The sequence below is a fragment of the Agromyces atrinae genome, assembly GCF_013407835.1.
GTDB lineage: Bacteria > Actinomycetota > Actinomycetes > Actinomycetales > Microbacteriaceae > Agromyces > Agromyces atrinae.
Genome location: NZ_JACCBI010000001.1, coordinates 241,360 through 266,080, shown reverse-complemented (window position 1 = coordinate 266,080; position 24,721 = coordinate 241,360). Strand labels below are relative to the sequence as shown.

Sequence of the window (24,721 nt, the reverse complement as noted above, 5' to 3'; positions counted from 1 at the left end):
CGGCCGATCAGCTCGCGCGTTCCTCGCGAACGCGCTGACCGACGACCGCCGACACGCCGTCCTGACGCATCGAGACGCCGTAGAGGGCGTCGGCGATCTCCATCGTGCGCTTCTGGTGGGTGATGACGATGAGCTGGCTCGACTCGCGCAGATCTTCGAGGATCGTGAGCAGGCGCCCGAGGTTGGCGTCGTCGAGCGCCGCCTCGACCTCGTCCATGATGTAGAACGGGCTCGGCCGCGCCTTGAAGATCGCGATGAGCAAGGCGACGGCGGCGAGCGATCGTTCTCCGCCCGACAGCAGCGACAGTCGCTCGATCTTCTTCCCCGCGGGCCTGACCGAGACCTCGATGCCCGTCGTCAGCATGTTGTCGGGGTCGGTCAACGAGATCGATCCGGTGCCGCCCGGGAAGAGCACGGGGAACACCTCGCCGAAGGCGATGCGGGTGTCCTCGAACGCGGCCCGGAAGATCGACTCCATGCGTCCATCGATCTCCTCGATGATCGTCAGGAGGTCCTTCCGGGTGTTCGTGAGGTCGGTGAGCTGCTCGGTGAGGAACGTGTGCCGCTGCTCGAGCGCCGCGAACTCTTCGAGGGCGAGCGGGTTGACCCGACCGAGCTGCGAGAGCTTGCGGTCGGCAGCCGCGAGTCGGCGCTCCTGCTCGGCTCGCACGAACGCGGTCGGCTCTCCGCCCTCGGCCTCGGCGGGGATCGGTTCCTCGGGCCCGTATTCGGCGACGAGGACGTCCTCCACGAGACCGAGTTCGCTGCCGGCTCGCTCGAGCAGGCCCGAGAGGTGGAGCTTCTTCTCGTAGATCTGCAGTTCGAGCCCGTGCACGTTCTCGGTGACGGCCTGCAACCGCTCGCGGAGGGCCGACTCCTCGCGTCGCAGGGCGACGAGTTCCTCGTTCTGCTCCGATCGCGCCTGCTCCGCCTTCGCGAGCACGAGCTTCGCTTCGACGACGGCCGCATCGATCGACGTGAGCACCGCGGGCAGTGCGTCGGCGACGCGCGTCGCGGCGTCGAGCTGACGGCGACGGATGACGGCACGGCGCGCGGCCTCCTCGGCTGCGCGTCGATCGAGTTCGAGCTGACGGTCCATGCCGGTGATGCGCAGCTCTTCGGCGCGAACGCGCTCGCGCGCGGTCTCGAGGTGCAGACGCGCCTCGACCTCGCGCTCTCGCGCACCCTCGAGTTCGACCAGCAGGGCGTCTCGGGCCGACACGTCGAGCATGGGGCGCGGCCGGGAGCGGGCGGTCTCGAGATCGGACTTCGCCGACGCCGCGACCGCCTCGGCCTCGGCGACGCGCTCGCGCGCGTTGCGTTCGGTCGTCTCGAGGCGTTCGAGTTCGGCGGCGGCTGCTTCGGTCTGCACGCGCGCGCGGTTCAGCTGCTCGGTGCGCGCCGCGAGTTGCGCGTCGAACTCGCGGAGCGACGCGAGGGCCCTCGTCGACTGCTCCTTCGCGTTCTGCACGAGGGCGCGTTGCTCGGCAAGCGCGAAGCGGGCGCGCTCGATCGCGTGGAAGACCTCGTCGAGCCGCTCGGCCGCGGTGTCGCGTTCGGCGATGAGTTCGATGCGGCCGCGGGCGTCACCCGACCCGCCGCTCAGCACGTACTCCGTGAGCACGTCGCCCGCGCGCGTGACGAGCGTGATCGGCCCGCCGAGGGCGGCCTGGGCGAGTTGGGGCGCCGCTGTTCGCGCTGCGGCGAGGTCGTCGGCGATGCCGACGAAGTCGAGGACGCCGAGCACACCGGCCGGAGCCGACACCACGGATCGAGCGGAGACGACGCCCGCGACATCCGGCCACGCATTCGGCCGCCCGCCCGAGGACTCGGCGATGACGACGTCGACGCGCCCGAGGTCGGAGGCGACCGCGAACCTTATCGCGGCGACCGCGTGATCGGCCGTATCGACGAGGACGGCGTCCGCGAGCGAGCCGAGGGCGGCGTTCACGGCCGTCTCGAAGCCCGGATGCACCTGCACCGCGTCGGCGACGCGGCCGCGCACCCCGGCGAGACCGGCTCGGAGGATCTCGGCCGAGCCGTCTTCGACGTCGAGGGCGAGCGAGAGCGCACTCGTGCGCGCAGCCAGGGCATCGCGCTCACGTTCGTGGGCGTGCAGTTCGTCGCGGAGCCGTTCGATCTCGCCCTCGGCCTCGAAGACCGCGCCCTGTGCGAGTTCGTACGCCTCGTCGAGATCGGTGTCTCCGAGGTCGCTCTCGGCGGCCGCGAGTTCGACCTCGGCGAAGCGCGCCTGCGCGATCTCGCGACGCTCACGGGCCGCCTCGAGGGCGTTCTCATGCCGCAGCACCTCGCCCCGGACGGCAGCGAGCCGGGATGCGGCGGCATCGGCCTGCCCGGTGAGCTTCGAGATCTCAAGGTCGTGACGCGAGACGAGCGCACTCTGCGCCGCGATCTCGGCATCGACCGAATCGAGGGAGGTGCGGGCACCGCGCGTCGCCGCCTGGGCGCCCTCGAGACGTACACCCGCCGCCTCGACCTCGATGCGGAGGTCGGCGAGCTCGGCTCGGGCAGCGTCGATCATCGCTCGGGTGACGCTCGGAGAGGCATCCGTCGACGGCGCCTCGCCGCCGAGCAGGGCGAGCCTCTGGTTCGCGAGGGTGAAGAGCCCGCGGAGCTTCTCGTGCACCGACTCGAGGGCGAAGCTCGTGCGGCGCGCGTCATCGACGGCGTCGCCCTGCTGCGCCTGCTCGAGCCGCGCGATGCGCAGTTGCTTCTGTTCGAGCTGCTCCTGGAGGACGATGCGCTCGGAATGGCGCTCGTGCTCGCTGCGCCCGTACTCGTCGAGCGCGCGGCGGAGACCCACGACCTCGTCGGCGAGCAGGCGGGCGCGCGCGTCGCGGACGACGGCGGCGATGGTCTGCGCTTCGCGAGCGACCTCGGCCTGACGCCCGAGCGGCTTCAGCTGACGCCGGATCTCGCCCGCGAGGTCACTCAACCGCGTGAGGTTCGTCTGCATCGCATCGAGCTTGCGGAGGGTCTTCTCCTTGCGCCGGCGGTGCTTCAGGATTCCGGCGGCCTCCTCGATGAAGCCGCGGCGGTCCTCCGCGCTCGCGTGCAGCACCGAGTCGAGGCGGCCCTGGCCGACGATGACGTGCATCTCTCGGCCGAGACCCGAGTCGGACAAGAGCTCCTGGACGTCGAGCAGTCGACACGCGTCGCCGTTGATCGCGTACTCGCTCGAACCGTTGCGGAAGAGCGTGCGCGAGATGGTGACCTCGCTGTACTCGATCGGAAGCGCACCGTCGGAGTTGTCGATCGTGAGGGCGACCTCCGCGCGGCCGAGCGGCCCGCGCGTCGAGGTGCCCGCGAAGATGACGTCCTCCATCTTGCCGCCGCGCAGGGTCTTCACGGCCTGCTCGCCCATGACCCAGGCGAGGGCGTCGACGACGTTCGACTTGCCGGAGCCGTTCGGGCCGACGACGCACGTCACCCCCGGTTCGAACGCGAAAGTGGTCGGTTGAGCGAAGGACTTGAACCCCTTGAGGGTCAGGCTCTTCAGATACACGGCTCACCTTTCGACGGCGCTCGGCACTCGAGGCCTGCGCTCGCGTCCACGGTACCGGAGGGCGAGCCGATCAGCGGGGATCCGCGCCGCGACGCGTCGCCGCCCGCACCCGCTGACAGCGCGGGCAGAAGTGCGAGCCGCGGTTCATGAAGGCCTCACGCACGATCGTCGTTCCGCACCGCGGGCACGCCGCTCCCTGCTTGCCGTAGACGTTGAGCGAGTGTGAGAAGTAACCCGAGGCCCCGTTGACGTTGACGTACTGCGCGTCGAAGCTCGTCCCGCCCTCGGCGAGAGCGCGACGGAGCACGGCGCGCACCTCGGCGAGGAGGGTCGCGGCGCGGGCGTCGGAGAGAGTGGATGCCGGCTGCTCGGCGTGGATGCGCGCGGCCCAGAGCGCCTCGTCGGCGTAGATGTTGCCGATGCCGCTCACGACCGTCTGGTCGAGCATGACGCGCTTGATCGCCGACGAACGCGATCGGAGGGCTCGGCGGAAGCGCCGGTCGTCGAACGCGGGGTCGAGCGGGTCGCGACTGATGTGCGCGACCTGGCTCGGCAGGGAGCGCTGCCACTCCCCCGTCGCCGAGCCCGAGAATCCGGCGATCTCGCCGTCGTCCGTCGGCACGAGACGATCGACGGCCATCGAGCCGAAGATGCGCTGATCGACGAAGTTGAGCCAGAGCTCACCGTGCGTCGGGTGGTCGAGGTGCAGACGAAGACGCAGGTGACCCGCTTCGGCATGGCCGGGAGCGCGCAGCAGAATCTGCCCGCTCATGCCGAGGTGCGCGACGAGCGCACGCCCGGAGGAGAGCGGAAACCAGAGGAACTTGCCGCGGCGGACGGCCGCGAGCGACGTCGACCCCTCGAGGAGATCGGAGAAACGGCCGGTAGCCGCGTCATGACGCTTGAGGGATCGCGGTTCGAAGACCTCGACGCCCGCGATGGTCGCCCCGGTGACGGCGGGGTCGAGCCCGGAACGGACGACCTCGACCTCGGGGAGTTCAGGCACGCGGAGCGATCGACGACCACGCCTCGAGCGCGGCAGCCATCTCAGCGGCCTTCTTGCTCGAGCCGCCGCCCGACGCCTGCACGAGGTCGCCGACCGTGACCGTCGCGATGAAGTGCTTGTTGTGGTCGGGGCCGCTCTCGGTCACCGCGTAGAGGGGTGAGCCGAGTCCGCGCCGCGCTGCGAGCTCCTGCAGGCTCGTCTTCGGGTCCATCGAGACGCCGAAGCGCGAGGGGTCGCGCATGAGCGGACCGATGAGTCGCATCACCAGGTCGGTGGCCACATCGGGACCGCGGTCGATGAAGACCGCGCCGATGACGGCTTCGACCGTGTCGGCGAGGATCGAGCCCTTGTCGGCTCCACCCGTCATCGTCTCGCCACGGCCCAGCCGCACGTGCGGGCCGAGCCCGATCGCGCGACCGACCTCGGCGAGAGCCGCACTCGACACGAGGCTCGCGCGTCGCTTGGCGAGCTCGCCCTCGTCGAGATCGGGGTTGTCCCGGAAGAGACTGACCGTCACCGCTTGACCGAGGATGGCGTCGCCGAGGAACTCGAGACGCTCATTCGTCGGTATTCCACCGTTCTCGTACGCGAAAGACCGGTGCGTGAGAGCGAGTTGGAGCAGATCGGCATCGATCTCGACCTGGAGGATCTCCTTCAGGGAGTCGAGCGTGGGCTCCGCGTCAGTCACGACCGGTCGTTCGCTGGAGAGGCGCTGATCAGACGTCAGCGACCTTGCGGCCCTTGTACTCGAGGAACAGCGGGGTGCCCGCGGAGTCCTCGACGACCTTGGCGCGGTGGGGAAGGCTGTAGACGACCTTGCCGTTCTCGATGGTCTTGACGAGCGTGGGGGCCTCTGCCTTCCACTGCGACCGACGCGCGTGGGTGTTGGCGCGCGACTTCTTCCGCTTCGGAACAGCCATGACTAACTCTCTCTCTGCTGATCGGACCGAGGCTCTTGGCCCGACCCGCTGTCTGTGGAAGCTTGAAAATCCGTGAGCGCAGACCATCGCAGGTCGGTCGCTTCAGTCACGCTGAGTTCCGGGTGGTCAGCCAGACGCAGTCCGGTCTCGGGATCGAGTCCGGGGCAGTCCGGCCGGCAGACCGGCTGGAACGGTAGTGCCAGCACTACCGCATCTCGGATGAGTGGTTCAAGATCCACGTGGTCGTCTTGAACCTCATACTCAGAAGCTTCCTCAGAATGATACGCGAAAAGCTCCTGGAACTCGACTTCGACCGGAAGGCGGATGTCGATGAGGCATCGACCGCACTGTCCGTCGGCCTCGGCGTCGACCTCGGCCGTCACGAGGACGCCCTCGTGAACCGACTCGAGACGCAGTGCGACATCGACGGTCTCGCCGTTCTGAACGGCGACGAGGCCCTCGCCCCACTGCTCGGTCAGAGTGATCTCGAGATCGTGCTCGCGCATCTCGCCGGGACGACCGATGAGGTCGCGCACGTTGACGCCGAAGGGCGAATTCCTGATACTCACGAGGGTCGAGTCTACGCGCGCCGCGGGCCGCTGCCCGCCGCGAACGCCAGAAGCGAACGAGCGAGCGACATCGGGAGGACGACCGAGCGCACCCGGACGAGGAGCGACTGGCCGGCTCCGAGCGAGCGGATGACGTCGCGCGCGTCATCCACGGCGTCCTGCGCCTCCCCCGGCAAGATCGCGCGACCGTACCGTTCGCGTTCCACACGGACGAGGGCGGAACGCAACGCCCGACGGGCATCGTCATCGCGGAATCCGGGCTGGGTCTCGAGACGCGTCGCGAAGGCCCGTGGCGACTCGACGTCGAGGGGGCCGAAGCCGAGGTCGGTCGCACTCGCGCCGATCTCCGTCCAGGCCGCCTCGGCGGGATCGTCGGGAGATCTCGTCCGACGCAGGCGCGACGCTCGCACGACGACACGGATGAAGGCCGGCACGAGCAGGATGAAGACGACGAGGGCAGCGAGGCCGAGCCACTCGTAGGTCGTCTCGCTCGCGGCGGTCGTGGAGGGAGCGACGGGCTCAGGGTCGGAGAGTTCGGGCAGACCCGTGTCGGGATTGACGTTCGACTCGGACGGCGCGGCGGGCGCCGCCTCCCCCGACGTGTCGACCGAGGCCGGCCTGCTGTAGTCGGGAACGGATCCGCGACTCGGGGTGGGCTCGAAGGGCAGCCATCCGATGCCCTCGAAGTACAGCTCGGGCCAGGCGTGCAGATCGTGGGTGTCGACGTCGAAACGGGTGCGCCCGGCGAACGCCGTTCCCGCGGACGTACCCGATGTGAATCCGATCGAGACTCGCGCCGGGATGCCGATCTCGCGTGCGAGCACCGCCATGGTCGAGGCGAAGTGCACGCAGTAGCCGGTCTTCTCCTCGAGGAAGCGGGCGACGATCTCGATACCCGCCCCGTCGTACCCCTCGTCGACGGGAGCCTCGGTCGAGTAGGTGAAGTCGGCCCCGCGCAGGTACCGCTGCAGCATGACGGCCGCGTCGTACGGCGAGCCGGCCGTCGACGTCACGGCGAGCGCCGTCTCGGCGAGCACGGGCGGCGATCCGTCGGGCAGGGCGAGGTAGGGCGCCATCTCCTCGGGGAGGGAGACGCTCGCCGCTCGCAGCTGCTCGGGCGTCGGGTCGAGCTGCAGCACGTCGACGACGTAGCGCTCACCGATCGTCGTCGAGTCGGCGCTCGCGATGGAACGCGTCGTCTCCTCCCAGAACCACTCGCCGTCGAGCCCGGCGATACCCGTGGCCGGGTACGGCACGGGGAGCCAGGAGGTACTGAGGTCGTCGATGACGACCGTGATCTCCTGGGTCGACCGGTCGACTCCGTCGGAGAGACCGGGAGGCGCCGGGATCGCGTCGGGCGTGTTCTCGGCGTCGAGCTCCCGTGACGCCGCACGCCAGTTGAGCCCGTCGAAGTTGTCGAGCGTCATGAGCGAGAAGTACGGGCGGACGTTCTCGTCCGACGAGTAGTGGAACGCGTCGACCGGGAGGTCGCGGCGGAGGTCCTGGCCGAGATTGATGAACGGGTTGACCCCCGCGCCGAAGAGCGCGCCGCGCGGTCCCGTGCCGAACAGATAGGTCGTCGAGATGCTCGGTGTGGCGGCGGCGAGCACGGATGCCGCGAGGAGACCCACACCCGCGAGTCCGAGCGTCGCTCCGACGGTGGACCGTCGGGCGCCCCGCGGGCCCGGTGCGGCGACACCGTCATCCATCGCCGATCTGCGGGCGCGGACGTCGACGCGAAGGAGGACGAGATACGCGACGCCCGAGAGGACGAGGATGCCGAACTCGGTGCCGCCCTCGACGATGAGTCCGGGAACGACGATAGGCACGAGCACCGGCAGCGCGGCGAGCGCCGGCATGCGGAGCGTCTGCACGACGACATCCGTGACGAAGCCGATGATGCCCGCCCCGACGGCGAGGAGGAACAGGAGACCCGGGGTGGCGATCGCGGGGGCGGACTGCTGCTGGATCGACGCGGCCCCTGAATCGACGAGCGCGCTGAAGACGCCGATCGTCTCCGGGGTCGGGATGAACCCGAGGAAGCCCGATCCGCCGCCGAAGAAGAGCGTCAGGGCCGCGACGAGGAGCAGAGCGTCGACCACGGGAATCCAGGCGCGGCGGAGACGCAGGGCGCGGAGCCCCACGGGAACCAGCAGCATGAGGCTCGCGAAGAACGCCGACGACCACCACCACCCGGCGCCCTGGAGGAGCGGAGCAAGGGCCGTCAACGAGATGAGCACGAGGAGCAGAGCCGCCAGGGCGAGACCGATCCCGCTCCGCGCCGGAGCCCGTCGTCTGGTGTCAGCGGCCATTCGAGACCACCCCCGACGAGACGTCGACCGATTCCCAGACCGACTCGAGGTCCTGGGCGTACCCGAGCGGCACACACGTCCACCCTGACGCGGCGAGCCTCTCGCGCGCCTCCTCACCGACCGTGGAGAGGACGAAGGCGACCGCCGGCTCGAAGCCGACTCCGAGCGCGGCGAGCGCATCGGCCTCGTCGAGGTCGATGTCGGCGAGGACGGCGAAACCGGGGGTGCGTGTCACGCGGAGCGGCGTTCGCACGGCCGACCGTGGATCGTCGTCGTGCGCATCGCGCCGGTCGGTGCGGTCCGTGGGCGTCGGCAGGTGAGCGAGGCTCTCGAGCAGCTCGGCATCGCCGCCAGGCATCGCGAACTCCGTGGGCGAGTCGCCGAAGAGGCCGCCTCGCGTGCGCTCGACGCTCGGCTCGAGGATGCTCGGCCCCGTCTCACTGACCTCGAGTCGGAAACCGCTGCGCAGCAGGTGTGCACCCACCGACGCCGCCATCTCGACGACGCGTTCGAAGCCGGCATCGACGTGACCGCTCCGATCGGCGTGCTCGAAGACCGAGTGGCGGTGATGCCCCGACATCGACGTGTCGATGATGAGGCGGGCGCCCGGGTTCGATCGCTGCTCCTCCTGCCGCACCATGAGTTCGCCGTGGCGCGCCGTCGCCGGCCAGTTCACACGCCGCAAGGGATCTCCGTGTCGGTACTCGCGAGCGATGAGCTCGTCGGAGTTCGGCATCGTCTGACGCAGTCGCTCCTGGAGAGCGCCATCGATCGCCGCCGCACCGCCTCGCGGACCTCCCAGCACGCTCACGCGCGGCGTCACGATGATGTCGTGCGCTTCGCCGAACGCACGGTCGAACGTCGCCAGACCGAAGGGGTCGCTCATCGTGACGGCGACGGGGCCGACGCCGAAGACACCGCGTCGCGTGAGGTCGATCGAGTACGAGAGCTCGACCGTGTCATCTCCCCCGCGAGAGCCACCCGTGTGGCGACCGAGTGCGGGGACGGGTCCGCTCGCATCATCCCCGGCCGCGAACGGGGAGATGTCCCTCCACCGGGCGGAGTCGGTCGATCGGCGGCCCGTGTTCGTGACGAGGAGCGAGACGCGCGCTGTGCCTCCCGCCGAGACGACGCTCGGCGAGAATGCGCGCGACACGTGCAGACTCATTCGGCGCAACGCGACGAAGGCGAGAGCGACGAGCGGCAGGGCGACGCCGATGAGAGCGAGGAAGATCAGATCGCGCCGGTCGAGGAACAGGGCGACCGCGAAGAGGACGACGCCGACGAGCACGAGCACGACCCCGCGGCGCGTGGGCCTCGGCCACCGCGTCATCCGGAGCCGCCTCAGTCGGGGCATTCCGTCAGTCTCGCTTCGTTCCACCGAGCGGAACGGGAGTCGCCTGCACGATGCGATGCACGATCCCGTCAATGAGCGAACCGCTCTCGAGGTGGTGCTGACCGAGCGCGCGAGCCGTCGGGACGAGCCGGTGCCCGAGCACGGGGAGCGCGAGCTCGTCGATGTCGTCGGGCAGCACGAAGTCGCGGCCGCGCATGGCGGCGAGCGCCTTCGCCGCGCGGACGAGCTGGAGCGTCGCGCGCGGGCTCGCGCCCAGCCGCAGCTCCCGGTCGTCACGCGTCGCACGGACGAGCGCGACGGCGTACTCCTTGACGGGCTGAGAGGTGTAGACGTGTCGCACGGTCGCGATCATGCGGCGGAGCTCGGCGCCCGAGACGACGGCCCCGATCTGCTCGAGCGGACTCGTCGTCTCACGCGTGCTGAGCATCTCGAGCTCGTGCTGCTCGTCGGGGTACCCCATCGAGATGCGCGCCATGAAGCGGTCGCGCTGAGCCTCGGGGAGGGCGTACGTGCCCTCCATCTCGATCGGGTTCTGCGTCGCGACGACGGTGAACGGCGTCTGCAGATGGTGCGTGGAGCCGTCGACCGTGACCTGACGCTCCTCCATGCACTCGAGGAGGGCCGATTGCGTCTTCGGGCTCGCGCGGTTGATCTCGTCGCCGATGACGATGTTCGCGAAGACCGCCCCGGGCTTGAACTCGAACCGGCGCTCGGCCTGGTTGAAGATCGAGACGCCCGTGACGTCCGACGGCAGCAGGTCGGGCGTGAACTGGATGCGGCTGACGGTGCAGTCCACCGATTTGGCGAGCGCCTTGGCGAGCATCGTCTTTCCGACGCCCGGAACGTCCTCGATGAGGAGGTGCCCTTCGGCGAGGAGGACGGTCAGCGCCGTCGTGACGGCATCGTGCTTGCCGTCGATGACGGCCTCGATGTTCGCGATGATGCGCTCGGCCCGCACGCCGACGTCATCGATCGCGAGGATCGCATCATCGACGGGCGGGGCGACTTCGGTGTCGGTCGGCGTTCGGGTCGCGTTGACGTTCATCTCTCTCGGGCTCCTTGGAGGTACTCGGCGACGACGGGGGGAACGTAGGGACCGACCTCGCCGCCGAGCCCTGACACCTGGCGCACGAGCGAGCTCGAGACGTAGGCGTGCGCGGGGTCGGGCAGGAGGAACACCGTCTCGACGGCCGCCAGATCGCGGTTCACGATCGCCATGGGGGTCTCGTAGGCGACGTCGACCTGCGAACGGATGCCCTTGACGAGCACACTCGCCCCGACATCCGTGCAGTAGTCGACGAGCAGACCCATGCTCCACGACGCGACCACGATCTGGCCCTCGATACCGGCCTCCGCGATCGCCTCCTCGATGAGCTCGACGCGCTTCGTGATGGGCAGCAGAGCCGACTTGCCCGGGTTGTGCACGACGACGACGTGCAGTTCGTCGTAGAGGCCCGCAGCACGCCTGATCACGTCGAGGTGGCCCAGTGTGACAGGGTCAAACGATCCGGGGACGACAGCGATCCGAGGCATAACCCCACCCTACTGGCGGGAGAACGGCGCGGACCGGTCGGAGAGGGAGTCTCAGGTCGCGCTCAGACAGCAATCTCAGGTCTTGTTCAGGAAGTCGCGTTCGCGCTCGTCGAGGCGGCGGCGGACGGCGGCCGCGAGGGCAGGATGACGCGCGAAGGCGGGATCGGAATCGACGACGCCGCCCGCGAGCCGACGCGCGTCGGCGATGACGTCGCCATCACGTGCGACGCGCAGCAGTTTGAGCGACGACCGAGCGCCCGACTGATTGCTGCCGAGCACGTCGCCCTCGTGACGCAGCTCGAGGTCGGCTTCGGCGAGTTCGAAGCCGTCGAGCGTCGATGCCACCGCGTCGACGCGCTGACGGCCGAGCGATTCGCTCTCGGCGTGCGTCACGAGCAGGCAGAGCCCGGGCAGACCGCCACGACCGACACGACCGCGCAACTGGTGCAACTGCGAGACGCCGAACCGGTCGGCGTCGAGGACGATCATCATCGAGGCGTTCGGCACGTCGACGCCGACCTCGATCACGGTCGTCGCGACGAGCACGTCGATCTCTCCGGCGGCGAAGGCACGCATCAAGCGGTCCTTCTCGTCGCTCGGCAGCCGGCCGTGGAGCGCCTCGATGCTTCGCCCGGTGAGCGCCGGGTGCCGTCGGAGCTCGTCGAGGACGGCGACGACGCTCGCCGCGGGCGGGCCCTCGTCGCCCTCGGCGGCCTCGCGCGGCTCGATGGCGGGGCAGACGACGAACGCCTGCCGGCCGAGGGCGAGCTCCTCCGACAGTCGCTGCCACACCCGATTGACCCACAGCGGCTTCTCGGCGAGGGGCACGACGAACGACTCGATGCCCGCCCGCCCCGCGGGGAGCTCGGCGATGGTGCTGACGTCGAGGTCGCCGAAGACCGTCATGGCGACCGTGCGGGGAATCGGCGTCGCGGTCAGCACGAGCACGTGCGGAGGCTGCTCGGCCTTGAGGCGGAGCGCCTCTCGCTGGTCGACTCCGAAGCGGTGCTGCTCGTCGACGACGATGAGCCCGAGGTCGTAGAACGACACCGCGTCACCGAGGAGCGCGTGCGTTCCCACGACGATGCGCGACTGCCCCGAGACCGAACGGAGGAGAGCGCGCTTGCGCTCGGCCGTCGGGAGCGAGCCGGTGAGGATCGTCGGCATGAGTTCGGCCGAGAGGTCGGGGCCGAGGAGGGCGACGATCGACCGGAGGTGCTGACCGGCGAGGACTTCGGTGGGAGCGAGCAGCGCCGACTGCCCGCCCGAATCGGCGACGGCGAGCATCGCGCGCACGGCGAGCACGGTCTTGCCCGAACCGACCTCGCCCTGCACGAGCCGGTTCATCGGCAGCACGGCGGCGATGTCGTTCGCGATCTCGCCGGCCACCTGCTGCTGGTCGGACGTCAACGTGAAGGGCAGCGCCGCGTCGAAACGCTCGAGATAGCCGCCCGGCACGGGCAGTCGCGGTGCCGTCATGTGCGAGCGCAGACGGTGGCGCTCCTGGAGGAGCGCGGCCTGCAGCACGAAGGCCTCGGTGAATCGCAGCGTGCGACGCGCGCGAGCCCACTCGGAGTCGTCGTCGGGGCGATGCACGAGTTCGAGCGCGCGTCGATGAGAGAGGAGCCCGAGTTCGGCGCGCACCTCGTCGGGCACGGGGTCGGCGACGCCGCCGAGCTGTTGGAGCGCGATGCGCATCGCCTTCTCGATGTTCCAGCTCGTCAGTGCGGCGGTGGCCGGGTAGAACGGGATCGGCGCCGTCGCCCAGCGGGCGATCTCCTCGGCGTCGGCCTCGTCGTCGAAGAGCTTGTACTCGGGGTGGGTGAGCTGACGCTCGTTGCGGTACAGGGTGACCTTGCCCGCGAACACGCCGCGCTTGCCGGGGACGAGCTCGTTCTTCCGCCACGACTGGTTGAAGAAGGTGAGCTTCAGGCTGCCCGTTCCGTCGGTGATCGTGACCTCGAGGAGCGACCCACGACGCTTCTGCATCGAGCGCTCCGACACCGAGGCGACGTCGGCGACGATCGTGACGTTCTCGTCGGTGGGCAGGTCGGCGAGCACCGTGAGCTCGCCGCGGCGGGCGTAGCGCCGGGGGTAGTGCGAGAGGAAGTCGCCGAGCGTCTCGTGTCCGAAGGCTCGCTTGAGGGCGTCTGCGGTCTTCGGGTCGAGGACGGAACGCAGCCGCACATCGAGTGCGTCGGAGTCGGAGTCGAGCGTCATTCGGAGGCCGCGGGCGACACTCCTGTGAGCACCTCGAGCTCTTCGATCACGTACGGGTCGGCCGGATCGAGGCGAGCGAGATCGTTCTGGATCGCGAGCGCCTCGTCGGTGCGCCCGAGCTCACGGAGGCACCGCGCGATGGCCCAGCGGGCGACGCGCTTCTGTTCGGTCGTGCCGTGCCGTTCGGCGACGTCGCGTGCCGCCTCGAAGTACGTCAGCGCCTCGGCCGGCTGCTCGCGGTTCATGAACGTCCACGCGAGGTTGTTGTTGACGGCGACACCCCAGCGGAGGAGACGCGTGTCGGTGAGACCGTCGAGGAGCGCGAAGCCCTCGCCCGCCCACTCCTCCTCGTGCCCCTCGTCGACGACCGCGAGCAGGTGCAGCGCATCGAGGACGAGGAACGTCTCGCCGGCCGCGGCCGCCTCACGCACCGCATTGGTGAGGAGGGGAACCGCCTCGTCGACCTGGCCCGTGTAGGCGGTCAGACGGCCCCGTTCGAGGAGGACGCGCGCAGCGATGCTCGGTGAGCCGCTCGAGTCGAGCGAGTCGAGCAGCGCGAACGCTTCGTCGGAGCGCTCGTCCTGCGCACCGACGGCTCGTGCGAGCTGCGTCACGAGGATCGCGCGCGCCGCGTCGTCGGACACGACGGCGAGTGCACCCGTGAAGCGATTCTCGGACGCGGTCGCGTCGGAGAAGTCCCAGAGTGCGTCGAGGAGTTTCTGGTCGATGGGTCGAAGGTCGTCATCCACCCGTCCATTCTGACCTACACCACCGACGCGGCTAAGCTCGGGGCGATGACCAGACTCATCGCGGGCTTCGCGGGCTCGCAGACGCTTGCCGTGCCGCGCACGGGCACGAGGCCCACGAGCGACCGTGTGCGCGAGGCCGTCTACTCGGCCCTCGAGGCGCGCGATGCCGTCGATGACGCCCGCATCCTCGATCTGTACGCGGGCTCAGGCGCGCTCGGCCTCGAAGCCGCCAGCCGCGGCGCACGGCTCGTGACCCTCGTCGAGAAGAACGGTGACGCGGCCGCCGTCTGTCGCCGGAACGCGGAGGCCGTGATCCGCGCGGCTCCGAAGAGCGCCCGACCGCAGATCGGGGTGACGACGCAGCCCGTGCAGTCGTTCCTCGATGCGTCGCGCGCCGAGTTCGACGTCGTCTTCGTCGATCCGCCGTACGACCTCGGCGAGACCGAACTCGAGCACAACCTCGCCGCGCTCGCCCCCCTCCTCGCGGAGGACGCGATCGTCATCGTCGAGCGGAGCTCGCGCTCGCCCGAGCCGCGCTGGCCGGCCGGCATCGAGCTCGACCGACGTCGCAACTACGGCGAGACCGTGCTCTGGTGGGCTCAGCCCGCCGAGCCGTCCCAGCCCGAGTAAGGGTCCCACCCCGCGGGATCGATCGCCTTGCCGTCGAGGCTCACCCCGGCGCCGTCGACGACGAGCCCGAGTACCCGGAATCCGTCGGGGATCGGCGCGCCCGGGGGGAACGTCGCGAGCAGACCGTGATCCTCGCCTCCGCCGAGCGCGAAGACAGGGTCGTCGCCGAGTGCGGCCGAATCGAAGTCGATGCGGACGCCGCTCGCCTCGGCGATGCGACGCGCGTCACGCGCGAGACCGTCGGAGACGTCGAGCATCGCCGTCGCCCCCGCCGTCGCCGCATCGACGCCCGACGAGATCGGCGGTTCGGGCGCGAGCTGAGCGGCGAGAGCGAGGGGCTGCTCCCGGCGGAGGCGCGCGGTGCGCTCGGCGTCGGGATGTCCGTCGGCATCGACACCCTCGGTGAAGAGCAGCCGCAGGCCCCGTGCCGCAGCGCCCCGACGCCCCGCGTGCGCCACGACGTCGCCGTCGCGCGCACCGGAACGCAGCACGGGAGTCCGGCCCTCGAGGTCGCCGAACGCCGTGATCGCGATCGTCAGCACGGGCGAGACCGAGAGGTCTCCGCCGACGACTCCGCACCCCGGCGCGAGTGCGTCGCACGCCTCACGGAGACCGTCGGCGAACGACTCGACGGCCGCCACGGGCCAGTCGGCGGGAGCGGCGAGCGCGACGACGAGCGCCGAGGGCCGCGCGCCCATCGCGGCGACGTCGGAGAGGTTCGTCGCCGCGGCCTTCCAGCCGAGCTCGTAGGGCGTCGACCACGCGAGCCGGAAGTCCGGTCCGTGGATCATCATGTCGGTCGTCACGACGAAACGCCCGTCGGCCGCGGCGATCACGGCTGCGTCATCCCCCGGGCCCACGATCGCGGCCGCCGCACCGGGCAGGCGCGGGAAGATCCGCGCGAGGATGTCGGTCTCGGCGAGGTCGCCGAGGACGGCTTCATCGGTCGGTTCGCTCATATCCTCACGGTAGCCTGAGTGGGATGCCTCACCGATCGATTCGACGCGCCGTCCTCGCGCTCGCAGCCCTCTCCCTCGCTTCCGGCCTCGCCGCGTGCGCGAACCCCGTCGCCCTCGAGCGTGCCGACGACGGCATCGATGCGGCATGCGCCGACATCATCGTTCGACTGCCCGACAGCGTCGCCGACCTCGACCGTCGCGAGACGAACGCCCAGGGCACCGGTGCATGGGGCTCGCCCACCTCCGTCATCCTCCGCTGCGGCGTCGAGGTGCCCGGCCCGACGACCCTGCCGTGCAATGCCGTCAACGGCGTCGACTGGATCACCGACGACTCGGACGCGCCGAACTACCGCTTCGTGACGTACGGCCGCACCCCGGCCACCGAGGTCATCATCAACGGTGACGCCGTCGCCGGATCGACCGTGCTCGCCGACCTGAGCGCCGCCGTCTCGACGATCCCCGTCGACGGCGGCTGCGTCAGCTATGACGACGCCACGCCGGTGCCGACGCCGACCAATGAGGACTAGCCGACGCGGATTCCGCGCGCGTAGCCGACCTCGATGAGCTCCGTGATGAGCTCGGGGTAGCTGAGCCCCGAGTTGAGCCAGCACGTCGGGAACATCGAGATGGGTGTGAACCCGGGCATCGTGTTGAGCTCGTTGATCACGAATCCGTCGTCGGTGAGGAAGAAGTCGACGCGCGCCAACCCTTCTGCTCCGATCGCCTCGAAGGCGCGGATCGCGAGATCCGCCATCTCGGCCAACCGCTCGTCACCGAGATCGGCCGGGCAGATGAGGTCGACACCGGGAGCGGCGAGGTACTTCGCCTCGAAGTCGTAGAAGTCGCGGCCCGTCACGACGACCTCGCCCGCGACCGAGGCGCGAGCGGGTTCGCCCGGTCGCCCGCCGAGCACCGCGATCTCGACCTCACGGCCGACGACCATGCCCTCGATGAGTACGACGTCGTCCTCGGCGAGAGCCGTCTCGACGGCCGCGGCGAGGTCGGCTTCGACCGTGACCTTGCTCACGCCGACACTCGATCCGGCCCGTGCGGGCTTCACGAACACGGGAGCGCCGAGCGCCGTGAACGCCTCGCGTGCGGCATCCGGCGACTCGGCCCACTGGCGCGCCGTCAGGGTGCGCCACGGCGCGACCGCGATGCCCGCGCCCTGCAGCACCGTCTTCGCGAAGTGCTTGTGCATGCCGAGCGCGCTCGCGAGCACGCCCGAACCGACGTACGGGAGGCCGACGAGTTCGAGGAGACCCTGCAGGGTGCCGTCCTCGCCGAACGGACCGTGCAGGATCGGGAAGACGATGTCGATGTCGCCGAGAGAGGTCACCCGACCGTCAGCAGCAGTGACGGTCACCTCGCGCGAGGTCGAACTCTCGGGCCAGTGCACGCGCGTGCCGTTGTCGACGACCTCGGGCATGTGAGCCGGGTCGAGGGCGAACCGCGACGGGTCGTCGGCTTCGAGCGTGAAGGCGCCGTCACGCGTGATGCCGATAGGGATCACCTCGAAGCGATCACGATCGATCGCGTGGAGCACTCCCCCCGCCGTGGCGCAGCTGATGGAGTGCTCGCTGGAACGCCCGCCGAAGAGGACCGCCACCCGGAGTCTTGTCATCGATGGTCCTTTCGCCTTGCGGCTCGTCGGTGTCGGTCGTGAGGTGGGGTGCGAGATCACGCGGATCGAGCGTGCCGGCGAGGACCTGCCGCACCTGCTCGACGATCGGCATCTCGACGCCCTGGGCGCGCGCGAGCTCGAGGATCGGGCCCACCGAGGCGAGCCCCTCGGTCGTCTGGTTCATCTGCTTGACGACATCCGCCTCGCTGTAGCCCTGCCCGAGCAGGCGGCCCGCGGTGTTGTTGCGCGAGAGGGGCGACTGGCACGTCGCGATGAGGTCGCCGAGACCCGCGAGGCCCGACATCGTCTCGGGTGCCGCTCCGTAGGCGACGGCGAAGTCGGTGATCTCGACGAGACCGCGCGTGATGATCGACGCCTTGGTGTTCTCGCCGTAGCCGACGCCGTCGACGATGCCGATCGCGACCGCGATGAGGTTCTTCAGGACCCCGCCGAACTCGGTGCCGATGACGTCGGTGTTGACGAAGGTGCGGAAGTACGGGTTCGAAGCGACCATGGCGACCGCCTGGGCCGTCTCGAGACTCGTCGACGAGACGACGGCGGCGGTCGGCTGCTCCTTGGCGATCTCGAGGGCGAGGTTCGGGCCCGAGATGACGGCGATCTGAGCGGGGTCGATCCGCAGCACCTCGGCCACGACCTCCGACATGCGAAGGCCCGTGCCCTTCTCGACGCCCTTCATGAGCGAGACGACCGTGGCATCGGCGTGGAGGTGCGGCTGGGCGGCGGCGAGGTTCTCGCGCAGCGCCTGGCTCGGCACCGAGACGTAGACCTGCTCGGCACCCGCGAGGGCGAGATCGAGACGCGAGGTCGCACGCAGCGAGATCGGCAGGTTGATGCCCGCGAGGTAGTCGCTGTTGCGCTTCGCCTCGCTGATCTCGCGCGCGAGTTCGGGTCGACGGGCCCACAGCATGACGTCGGCCCCGCTGTCGGCGAGGATCTTCGCGAACGTCGTGCCCCAGCTTCCGGCGCCGAGCACGGCGACACGGGTGCGCGCGCGCGGCGCGGTCTTCGTCTTAGCCATCGAAGCGCCCCGTCTCGGTCTGCGCGTGCTTCGTCGGGTCCCACCGGGTCTCCGGGGGCGTCTCGCCTCGCAGCTCGCCGAGGAGTTCGGCGATGGCGTCCATGACGCGCGCCGTCGCCTCGTTCAGCGCGCTCGAGTCGAGCCGACCGGCGAAGTCCGACAGGTCGACGGGTTCGCCGATGGCGACGTCGATCGTATTGCGCGGGAAGAAGCTGATCTTCTTGCCGTAGCGCGGCATGAGCGTCTGCGTGCCCCAGTGGGCGGCAGGGACGATGGGGATGCCGCGTTCGAGGGCGATGCGCACGGCTCCGGTCTTCCCGCGCATGGGCCACAGGTCGGGGTCGCGCGTGAGCGAACCCTCGGGGTAGACGATGACGACGCGCCCCTTCTCGACGAGCTCCTCGGCCGCACGCAGGGCGTTGTGGCTCTTGCTGCCGGCGCGCTCGACGGGGATCTGACCCGAGGTGCGGAGCATCCACCCGACGACGGGGATGCGGAAGAGCGATGCCTTCGCGAGGAAGCGCGGCGCGCGGCCGAGCTTCCACGCCGCAGCGCCCATGACGATCGGGTCGATCTCACTGAAGTGGTTCGGCGCGAGCACGAACGCGCCCTCGAGCGGGAAACGGTCGCGATGGTGGAAGCGGTACTTGACGCCGATGCTCAGGATCGGCAGCACGAGGGCCGCGAGGAGCCAGAAGAACGAGGGTCTGCTCTTCTCGGAACTCCGGCGTCGTCGCTCGGGTCGCGGGGAATCCGCGCTCGTCTCAGGGGGCACTCCCCCATTATCGGCGATGACGCCCGCTTTACGCGTCGAGCGTGATGTCGGCGCCGAGGAGCTCGAGCTTCGTCAGCAGGTTCTCGTAGCCGCGAGCGATGATGCCGACGTTCGAGACGCGCGAGCGCCCCTCGGCCGTCAACGCCGCGATCACGTGACTGAATCCGCCGCGCAGGTCGGGAACCTCGATGTCGGCACCCGAGAGGTGGGTCGCGCCCCGGATGACCGCCGCCTGCTCGAGGTTGCGGTGCGGCACGCGCCGCGGGTAGCCCTGCAGCCCGTTGGGGTGGATCGTGATGTCGGCGCCCATGCGCACGAGGGCGTCGGTGAAGCCGAAGCGGTTCTCGTAGACCGTCTCGTGCACGATCGACTCGCCCTCGGCCTGCGTGAGGGCGACGATCATCGGCTGCTGCCAGTCGGTCATGAAGCCGGGGTGCACGTCGGTCTCGATCACGACGGGGCGGAGCGCGCCCGCGCGACCGAAGCGGATGCCGTCGTCGACGATGTCGAACTCGCCGCCGGCCTTGCGGAAGACGTTCAGGAACGTCATCAGGTCTTCCTGACGAGCCCCGCCGACGAAGACGTCGCCGTCGGTCGCGAGGGCTGCGGCCGCCCAGCTCGCGGCCTCGTTGCGGTCGCGGATGGCGCGGTGGTCGTAACCCGAGAGGTGCTCGACGCCCTCGATGAGGATGACGCGGTTGGGCTCGTAGCTGATGAGCGCGCCCATCTTCTGGAGCACGGCGATGAGGTCCATGATCTCGGGCTCGATCGCGGCTCCGCGGAGCTCGGTCGTACCGCGCGCACGGACGGCGGTGAGCAGCACCTGCTCGGTCGCGCCGACGCTCGGGTACGGCAGGTGGACCGTCGTTCCCGTGAGGCCGTTGGGTGCCGTGAGGCGGATGCCGGCGGGGAGCTTCTCGACGGTGGCGCCGAACTTGCGGAGCGCGTCGAGATGGAAGTCGATGGGACGGTCGCCGATGCGGCATCCGCCGAGATCGGGGATGAACGCCTCGCCGAGGCGGTGCAGGAGCGGACCGCAGAAGAGGATCGGGATGCGGCTGGAGCCGGCGTGCGCGTCGATGTCGGCGTGGTGGGCCGACTCGACGTTCACGGGATCGAGGATGAGGTCGTCTCCGGATGCTCCCTCGGTGACGTTCACGCCGTGCACCTCGAGGAGGCCGCGGACGATGCGCACGTCGGAGATGTTCGGTACCCCGCGCAGCGTGCTCGGCGTCTCGCCGAGCAGGGCGGCGACCATGGCCTTCGTGACGAAGTTCTTCGCGCCACGCAGTTCGACACGGCCGTTCAACGGCTTGCCGCCGTTGATGGTGATGCTGTCGACGTTCATACCCACCGCTGATCCATGGTTCTTGGCGTCCTCGAGAAGTGTGTTCACAGTACCGATGTTCCTCTCCTCCCCGATCGGGAGGGTTCCGGCGGGCACCGGGTCGGTTCCCGCCTCTTCCGACTCCCGGAGCGGGAGCGGTTACTCCCGGATGGGGAGTGTTCTCGGCCGCCACGTCTCCCGACGTGCCTCGAACTCCGAGATTTTCTCTTCATCACGCAGCGTGAGCCCGATGTCGTCGAGCCCCTCGAGCAGGCGCCACCTAGTGTAATCGTCGACCTCGAAGGAGACCGTGAGGTCACCGACGCTCGCAGTACGGGCAACAAGGTCGACCGTGATCTCTATTCCCGGGCTCGCCTCGATCGCCTCCCACAGGCGTTCGGCGTCGGCCTCGGTGATCTGCCCGGCGAGCAGGCCCTGCTTGCCGGAGTTGCCTCGGAAGATGTCGGCGAAGCGCGGGCTCAGCACGACTTCGAAGCCGAAGTCGCGGAGCGCCCAGACCGCGTGCTCGCGCGACGAACCCGTGCCGAAGTCGGCTCCGGCCACGAGCACGCGGGCGCCCTGGTATGGCTCCTGGTTGAGGATGAAGTCGGGGTCCTGACGCCAGCCGTAGAAGAGCGCGTCCTCGAAGCCGGTCTTGGTGACGCGCTTCAGGAAGACGGCGGGGATGATCTGGTCGGTGTCGACGTTGGAGCGGCGCATCGGCACGGCGACTCCCGTGACGGTCGTGAACTTCTGCATCAGGCTCCCACCTCCGCGGTCTGGCCGCTCGCGGCATCCGCATGGTCGTTGTCGAGGTCCCACGGGCTCGAGAGCGTGCCGCGGATCGCCGTCGCCGCGGCGACGAGCGGAGAGACGAGGTGCGTGCGACCGCCCTTGCCCTGACGACCCTCGAAGTTGCGGTTCGAGGTCGATGCGCAACGCTCGCCGGGAGCGAGCTGGTCGGGGTTCATGCCGAGGCACATCGAACACCCCGCGAAGCGCCATTCGGCGCCGAAGTCGGTGAAGACCTTGTCGAGCCCCTCGGCCTCGGCCTCGAGGCGCACGCGCGCCGAGCCCGGCACGACCATGACACGAACACCGTCGGCCTTCTGCTTGCCCTTGACGATCGACGCGAAGGCGCGCAGGTCTTCGATGCGGCTGTTGGTGCACGAGCCCATGAACACGGCGTCGACGGGGATCTGCTTGAGCGGGGTACCCGCCTGCAGGTCCATGTACTCGAGCGCGCGCTCGGCGGCGGCCCGCTCGTTCGGGTCGGCGAACTGCTCGGGGTCGGGAACGCTCTGGCTGAGCGAGACGCCCTGGCCGGGGTTCGTGCCCCACGTGACGAAGGGCTCGAGCTCGTCGGCGTCGATGAAGACCTCGGCGTCGAACGTCGCGCCCTCATCGGTCGCGAGGGTCGACCAGTAGGCGACGGCGTCGTCCCAGTCGGATCCTTCGGGAGCGTGCGCACGACCCTCGAGGTAGTCGAACGTGGTCTGATCGGGGGCGACCATGCCCGCGCGGGCTCCGGCCTCGATCGACATGTTGCAGATCGTCATCCGACCGTCCATCGACAGGGCGCGGATCGCGCTGCCGCGGTACTCGAGCACGTAGCCCTGGCCGCCGCCCGTGCCGATCTTCGCGATGACGGCGAGGATGATGTCTTTCGCCGTCACGCCGGGGCGCAGCGTGCCCTCGACGTTGATCGCCATGGTCTTGAACGGCTTGAGCGGCAGGGTCTGCGTCGCGAGCACGTGCTCGACCTCGCTCGTGCCGATTCCGAACGCCATCGCGCCGAAGGCACCGTGCGTCGAGGTGTGCGAGTCGCCGCAGACGACGGTGATGCCGGGCTGGGTGAGTCCGAGCTGCGGGCCCACGACGTGCACGATGCCCTGCTCGATGTCGCCGAGCGAGTGCAGACGCACACCGAACTCGGCGCAGTTCTTGCGGAGCGTCTCGATCTGCGTGCGGCTCGTCAGGTCGGCGATCGGCTTGTCGATCGCGAGCGTCGGGGTGTTGTGGTCTTCCGTCGCGATCGTCAGGTCGAGACGACGCACGGGTCGGCCGGCGAGGCGCAGGCCGTCGAAGGCCTGGGGGCTCGTCACCTCGTGCACGAGGTGCAGGTCGATGTAGATCAGGTCGGGGGTGCCGTCCTCGCCCTTCGAGACGAGGTGTGCGTCCCACACCTTCTCGGCGAGGGTGCGGGGCAGGGTGCTGGCGGGTGCTTCGGTCATGGTGAACGTCTTCCTCAGTGAGTGGGTTCGAGCCGACGACAAACTCCGCGACGGGGAGGTCTCGGACTAAGACCCGTCGCGGCAGAGAAGAAGGAGCGAACCGAACGGCACCCGATCAGATTACCACCGGCCCACGACGCTCCCGCTCCGCGCCGTCATCGCGCGCGTCAGGCGAGCGGAGACTGCCCGGCGGACGTGCCGTCCGGGGTGAAGAGCGACTCCACGACGACGACGCTGATGTTGTCGCGGCCCCCGCGATCGAGCGCCGCGGCGACAAGGAGGTCGGCGGGCGAGTCGCTGTCGAGGGTGCCGGATTCGTCGCGCGCAGCGTCGCACCCCGCGAGGATCTCGGAGATGGCCCGATCGTCGAGTTCCTTCGTCAGTCCGTCCGAGCAGATGAGGAAGGAGCGCACACCGTCGGCGGGAAGCAGCCAGACGTCGGTGTCGACGTACTCGTCGGTGCCGATGGCCCGCGTGATGACGTTGCGGTCGGGGTGGGTCTCGGCGCGCTCGGCGTCGATGAGACCGGCGTTGACGAGTTCCTGCACGGCGGAGTGGTCGATGCTCACCTGGGCCAGCACCCCGTCCTGCCACGAGTAGACGCGCGAGTCGCCGACGTTGAACACCATCCAGCGGCATCCCTCGCCCGCGCCGGCGTCGACGAATGCGACACCGGCGAGGGTCGTTCCGGCGATCATCTCGCCCACGTCGCCCTCGTCGCTCAGGTCGCGGACGGCGTCGTTCGAGGAGTGCACGGCGTCGAGAACGCGCTCGGGCGTCGACGGCGCATCGTCCGCGATGTGCTCGCGGAAGACGTCCACGGTCGTGCGGCTCGCGATGTCTCCGCGTGCGTGTCCGCCCATTCCGTCGGCGACGAGGAAGACGGGGGCATCGGCCGAGAGGCTGTCTTCGTTGACCGCACGCTTCAACCCGATGTCGCTGCGCGCACTCGAGCGGAAGCGCACCGATCCGCCGGGGACCGACATGACACGCTCGACGATCACTCCGACGACTCCCCCGCTATCGTGACGTCCTCCGCGCCGCGGAGGAATCTACCGGAACCCACCGTATCAACGCGGCAGCGGCGGCGCGGCGTCGATGATCGCGTCGAGTGCGTCGCGCGTCGCCAACCGATCGGCGATCTCGACCGACAACCGGTCCCTCTCGACGCGGAGCCGCGCCGTCACGCTCGACGTCTGGGTCGCCGGCTCGGCGAGACACGGCAGCACGTCGGCGACGGCGGTGGTGCCGAGGCCGGCGGCGAGCAACTGCTTGATGATGACCACGCGCTCGACCGACGACTCGTCGTAGTGGCGCTGACCCGAACCGCTTCGCACGGGGTCGAGCAGCCCGCATTCCTCGTAGTAGCGGATCGAGCGGATGCTCGCCCCGCTCCTCGCCGCGACCTCTCCGATGCGCACCTCTTGCCCCTCACATTGATGTCACGTCTTAGCCTACGGACATGACTCAGGAACAGCAGCCCCCGACCCCGCCGCCCGCCGACCGTGTGCGCCAACTCCGACTCGTCGTCGAGACCGACGACTTCGAGGAGGCGCTCGTCTTCTATCGGGACGTCCTCGGTCTCCGCCCTCAGGCCGCGTTCGAGGGCGAGGACGGCGCGCGCGTCGCGATCCTGCACGCCGGCATCGCGACGCTCGAGCTCTCGAACCCCGCGCAGGTGCGGATGATCGACCGCGTGGAGGCCGACGGCCGCCCGAGCGCCCGCATCCGGCTCGCGCTCGAGGTCGACGACTCCCCCGCCGTGACGGCAGAACTCGTCGAGGCCGGCGCCGATCTCATCGCAGCACCGCGTGAGACGCCGTGGCGATCGGTCAACTCGCGTCTGCACGCCCCGGCCGACCTCGAGGTCACCCTCTTCCAGGAGCTCGAGGCGCTCGAGGAGCGCACGGCCCGCTCGGGCTTCGTGAGTGAGTGAGCCCG

At 69.8% G+C, this 24,721-nt stretch carries 23 protein-coding genes; 3 read left to right on the top strand and 20 right to left on the bottom strand.

The features are described from left to right. Window positions 1-7 precede the first annotated feature (7 nt). The 11 genes from smc to BJ972_RS17620 form a co-directional block, all read right to left on the bottom strand. Window positions 8-3,526, bottom strand: coding sequence for a chromosome segregation protein SMC (gene smc, locus BJ972_RS01240; RefSeq protein ID WP_129176634.1), 3,519 nt, complete (start codon window positions 3,524-3,526; stop codon window positions 8-10). A gap of 70 nt (window positions 3,527-3,596) precedes the next feature. Continuing rightward, entirely contained in the window at window positions 3,597-4,532 is a 936-nt protein-coding gene (gene mutM / locus BJ972_RS01235) for a bifunctional DNA-formamidopyrimidine glycosylase/DNA-(apurinic or apyrimidinic site) lyase (RefSeq protein ID WP_129176632.1), read from the bottom strand. Then, window positions 4,525-5,220, bottom strand: a complete 696-nt coding sequence (gene rnc / locus BJ972_RS01230) for a ribonuclease III (protein WP_129176630.1) — start codon at window positions 5,218-5,220, stop codon at window positions 4,525-4,527. Before rnc ends, mutM begins: the two co-directional genes overlap by 8 nt. Before the next feature lie 28 nt (window positions 5,221-5,248). Continuing rightward, complete coding sequence (gene rpmF, locus BJ972_RS01225; RefSeq protein ID WP_129176628.1) at window positions 5,249-5,452, bottom strand: 50S ribosomal protein L32; 204 nt, start codon at window positions 5,450-5,452, stop codon at window positions 5,249-5,251. Between the two features lie 2 nt (window positions 5,453-5,454). Further along, entirely contained in the window at window positions 5,455-6,021 is a 567-nt protein-coding gene (locus tag BJ972_RS01220; RefSeq protein WP_241830885.1) for a YceD family protein, read from the bottom strand. An 11-nt stretch (window positions 6,022-6,032) separates the two neighbouring features. After that, the gene (locus tag BJ972_RS01215) at window positions 6,033-8,333 is read right to left on the bottom strand and encodes a transglutaminase TgpA family protein (protein WP_164989977.1); all 2,301 of its coding nucleotides are present in this window, start codon (window positions 8,331-8,333) and stop codon (window positions 6,033-6,035) included. Further along, entirely contained in the window at window positions 8,323-9,666 is a 1,344-nt protein-coding gene (locus BJ972_RS01210) for a DUF58 domain-containing protein (RefSeq protein ID WP_164989976.1), read from the bottom strand. Before BJ972_RS01210 ends, BJ972_RS01215 begins: the two co-directional genes overlap by 11 nt. 28 nt (window positions 9,667-9,694) lie before the next feature. Next, window positions 9,695-10,735: an AAA family ATPase gene (locus tag BJ972_RS01205; RefSeq protein ID WP_129176622.1), complete on the bottom strand. Its 1,041-nt coding sequence runs from the start codon at window positions 10,733-10,735 to the stop codon at window positions 9,695-9,697. Further along, complete coding sequence (gene coaD / locus BJ972_RS01200) at window positions 10,732-11,223, bottom strand: pantetheine-phosphate adenylyltransferase (protein ID WP_129176620.1); 492 nt, start codon at window positions 11,221-11,223, stop codon at window positions 10,732-10,734. The genes BJ972_RS01205 and coaD overlap by 4 nt, the downstream gene beginning before the upstream one ends. A 75-nt stretch (window positions 11,224-11,298) precedes the next feature. Then, on the bottom strand, window positions 11,299-13,443 hold the full coding sequence (locus BJ972_RS01195) for an ATP-dependent DNA helicase RecG (protein WP_129176618.1): 2,145 nt from the start codon (window positions 13,441-13,443) through the stop codon (window positions 11,299-11,301). Beyond that, window positions 13,440-14,192 carry a tetratricopeptide repeat protein gene (locus BJ972_RS17620; RefSeq protein WP_129176616.1) on the bottom strand — a complete coding sequence of 251 codons (753 nt, stop codon included), beginning with the start codon at window positions 14,190-14,192 and terminating at the stop codon, window positions 13,440-13,442. The genes BJ972_RS01195 and BJ972_RS17620 overlap by 4 nt, the downstream gene beginning before the upstream one ends. Window positions 14,193-14,237: 45 nt before the next feature. Between BJ972_RS17620 and rsmD the strand changes: the two genes are divergently transcribed. Then, on the top strand, window positions 14,238-14,822 hold the full coding sequence (gene rsmD, locus BJ972_RS01185) for a 16S rRNA (guanine(966)-N(2))-methyltransferase RsmD (RefSeq protein ID WP_129176614.1): 585 nt from the start codon (window positions 14,238-14,240) through the stop codon (window positions 14,820-14,822). Here rsmD and thiL read toward each other — a convergent pair. Further along, on the bottom strand, window positions 14,792-15,781 hold the full coding sequence (gene thiL, locus BJ972_RS01180; RefSeq protein ID WP_129176613.1) for a thiamine-phosphate kinase: 990 nt from the start codon (window positions 15,779-15,781) through the stop codon (window positions 14,792-14,794). The two genes, rsmD and thiL, sit on opposite strands and share 31 nt — an antisense overlap. Before the next feature lie 23 nt (window positions 15,782-15,804). Between thiL and BJ972_RS01175 the strand changes: the two genes are divergently transcribed. Next, window positions 15,805-16,308 (top strand): DUF3515 family protein, encoded by a 504-nt coding sequence (locus tag BJ972_RS01175; RefSeq protein WP_129176612.1) that lies wholly within the window; start codon window positions 15,805-15,807, stop codon window positions 16,306-16,308. Here BJ972_RS01175 and BJ972_RS01170 read toward each other — a convergent pair. From BJ972_RS01170 to BJ972_RS01135, 8 genes are all read right to left on the bottom strand, one after another. Further along, window positions 16,305-17,405, bottom strand: a complete 1,101-nt coding sequence (locus tag BJ972_RS01170) for a D-alanine--D-alanine ligase family protein (protein WP_129176610.1) — start codon at window positions 17,403-17,405, stop codon at window positions 16,305-16,307. The genes BJ972_RS01175 and BJ972_RS01170 overlap by 4 nt on opposite strands. Further along, window positions 17,305-18,444: an NAD(P)H-dependent glycerol-3-phosphate dehydrogenase gene (locus BJ972_RS01165; RefSeq protein WP_129176608.1), complete on the bottom strand. Its 1,140-nt coding sequence runs from the start codon at window positions 18,442-18,444 to the stop codon at window positions 17,305-17,307. Before BJ972_RS01165 ends, BJ972_RS01170 begins: the two co-directional genes overlap by 101 nt. After that, a complete protein-coding gene (locus tag BJ972_RS01160) occupies window positions 18,437-19,219 on the bottom strand; it encodes a lysophospholipid acyltransferase family protein (protein WP_129176606.1) in 783 nt (260 codons plus the stop codon). Before BJ972_RS01160 ends, BJ972_RS01165 begins: the two co-directional genes overlap by 8 nt. A gap of 28 nt (window positions 19,220-19,247) precedes the next feature. Further along, entirely contained in the window at window positions 19,248-20,615 is a 1,368-nt protein-coding gene (gene murA, locus BJ972_RS01155; RefSeq protein ID WP_241830884.1) for a UDP-N-acetylglucosamine 1-carboxyvinyltransferase, read from the bottom strand. A gap of 90 nt (window positions 20,616-20,705) precedes the next feature. Next, window positions 20,706-21,305, bottom strand: coding sequence for a 3-isopropylmalate dehydratase small subunit (leuD, locus tag BJ972_RS01150; RefSeq protein ID WP_129176604.1), 600 nt, complete (start codon window positions 21,303-21,305; stop codon window positions 20,706-20,708). After that, window positions 21,305-22,780 (bottom strand): 3-isopropylmalate dehydratase large subunit, encoded by a 1,476-nt coding sequence (gene leuC, locus BJ972_RS01145; protein ID WP_129176602.1) that lies wholly within the window; start codon window positions 22,778-22,780, stop codon window positions 21,305-21,307. The genes leuD and leuC overlap by 1 nt, the downstream gene beginning before the upstream one ends. Before the next feature lie 167 nt (window positions 22,781-22,947). Beyond that, on the bottom strand, window positions 22,948-23,784 hold the full coding sequence (locus BJ972_RS01140; RefSeq protein WP_241830883.1) for a PP2C family protein-serine/threonine phosphatase: 837 nt from the start codon (window positions 23,782-23,784) through the stop codon (window positions 22,948-22,950). 66 nt (window positions 23,785-23,850) lie between these two features. Next, window positions 23,851-24,201 (bottom strand): MerR family transcriptional regulator, encoded by a 351-nt coding sequence (locus tag BJ972_RS01135; RefSeq protein WP_129176600.1) that lies wholly within the window; start codon window positions 24,199-24,201, stop codon window positions 23,851-23,853. Window positions 24,202-24,242: 41 nt separating this feature from the next. Here BJ972_RS01135 and BJ972_RS01130 point away from each other — a divergent pair, with 41 nt between their 5' ends. Continuing rightward, window positions 24,243-24,716 carry a VOC family protein gene (locus BJ972_RS01130; RefSeq protein WP_129176599.1) on the top strand — a complete coding sequence of 158 codons (474 nt, stop codon included), beginning with the start codon at window positions 24,243-24,245 and terminating at the stop codon, window positions 24,714-24,716. Window positions 24,717-24,721 lie beyond the last annotated feature (5 nt).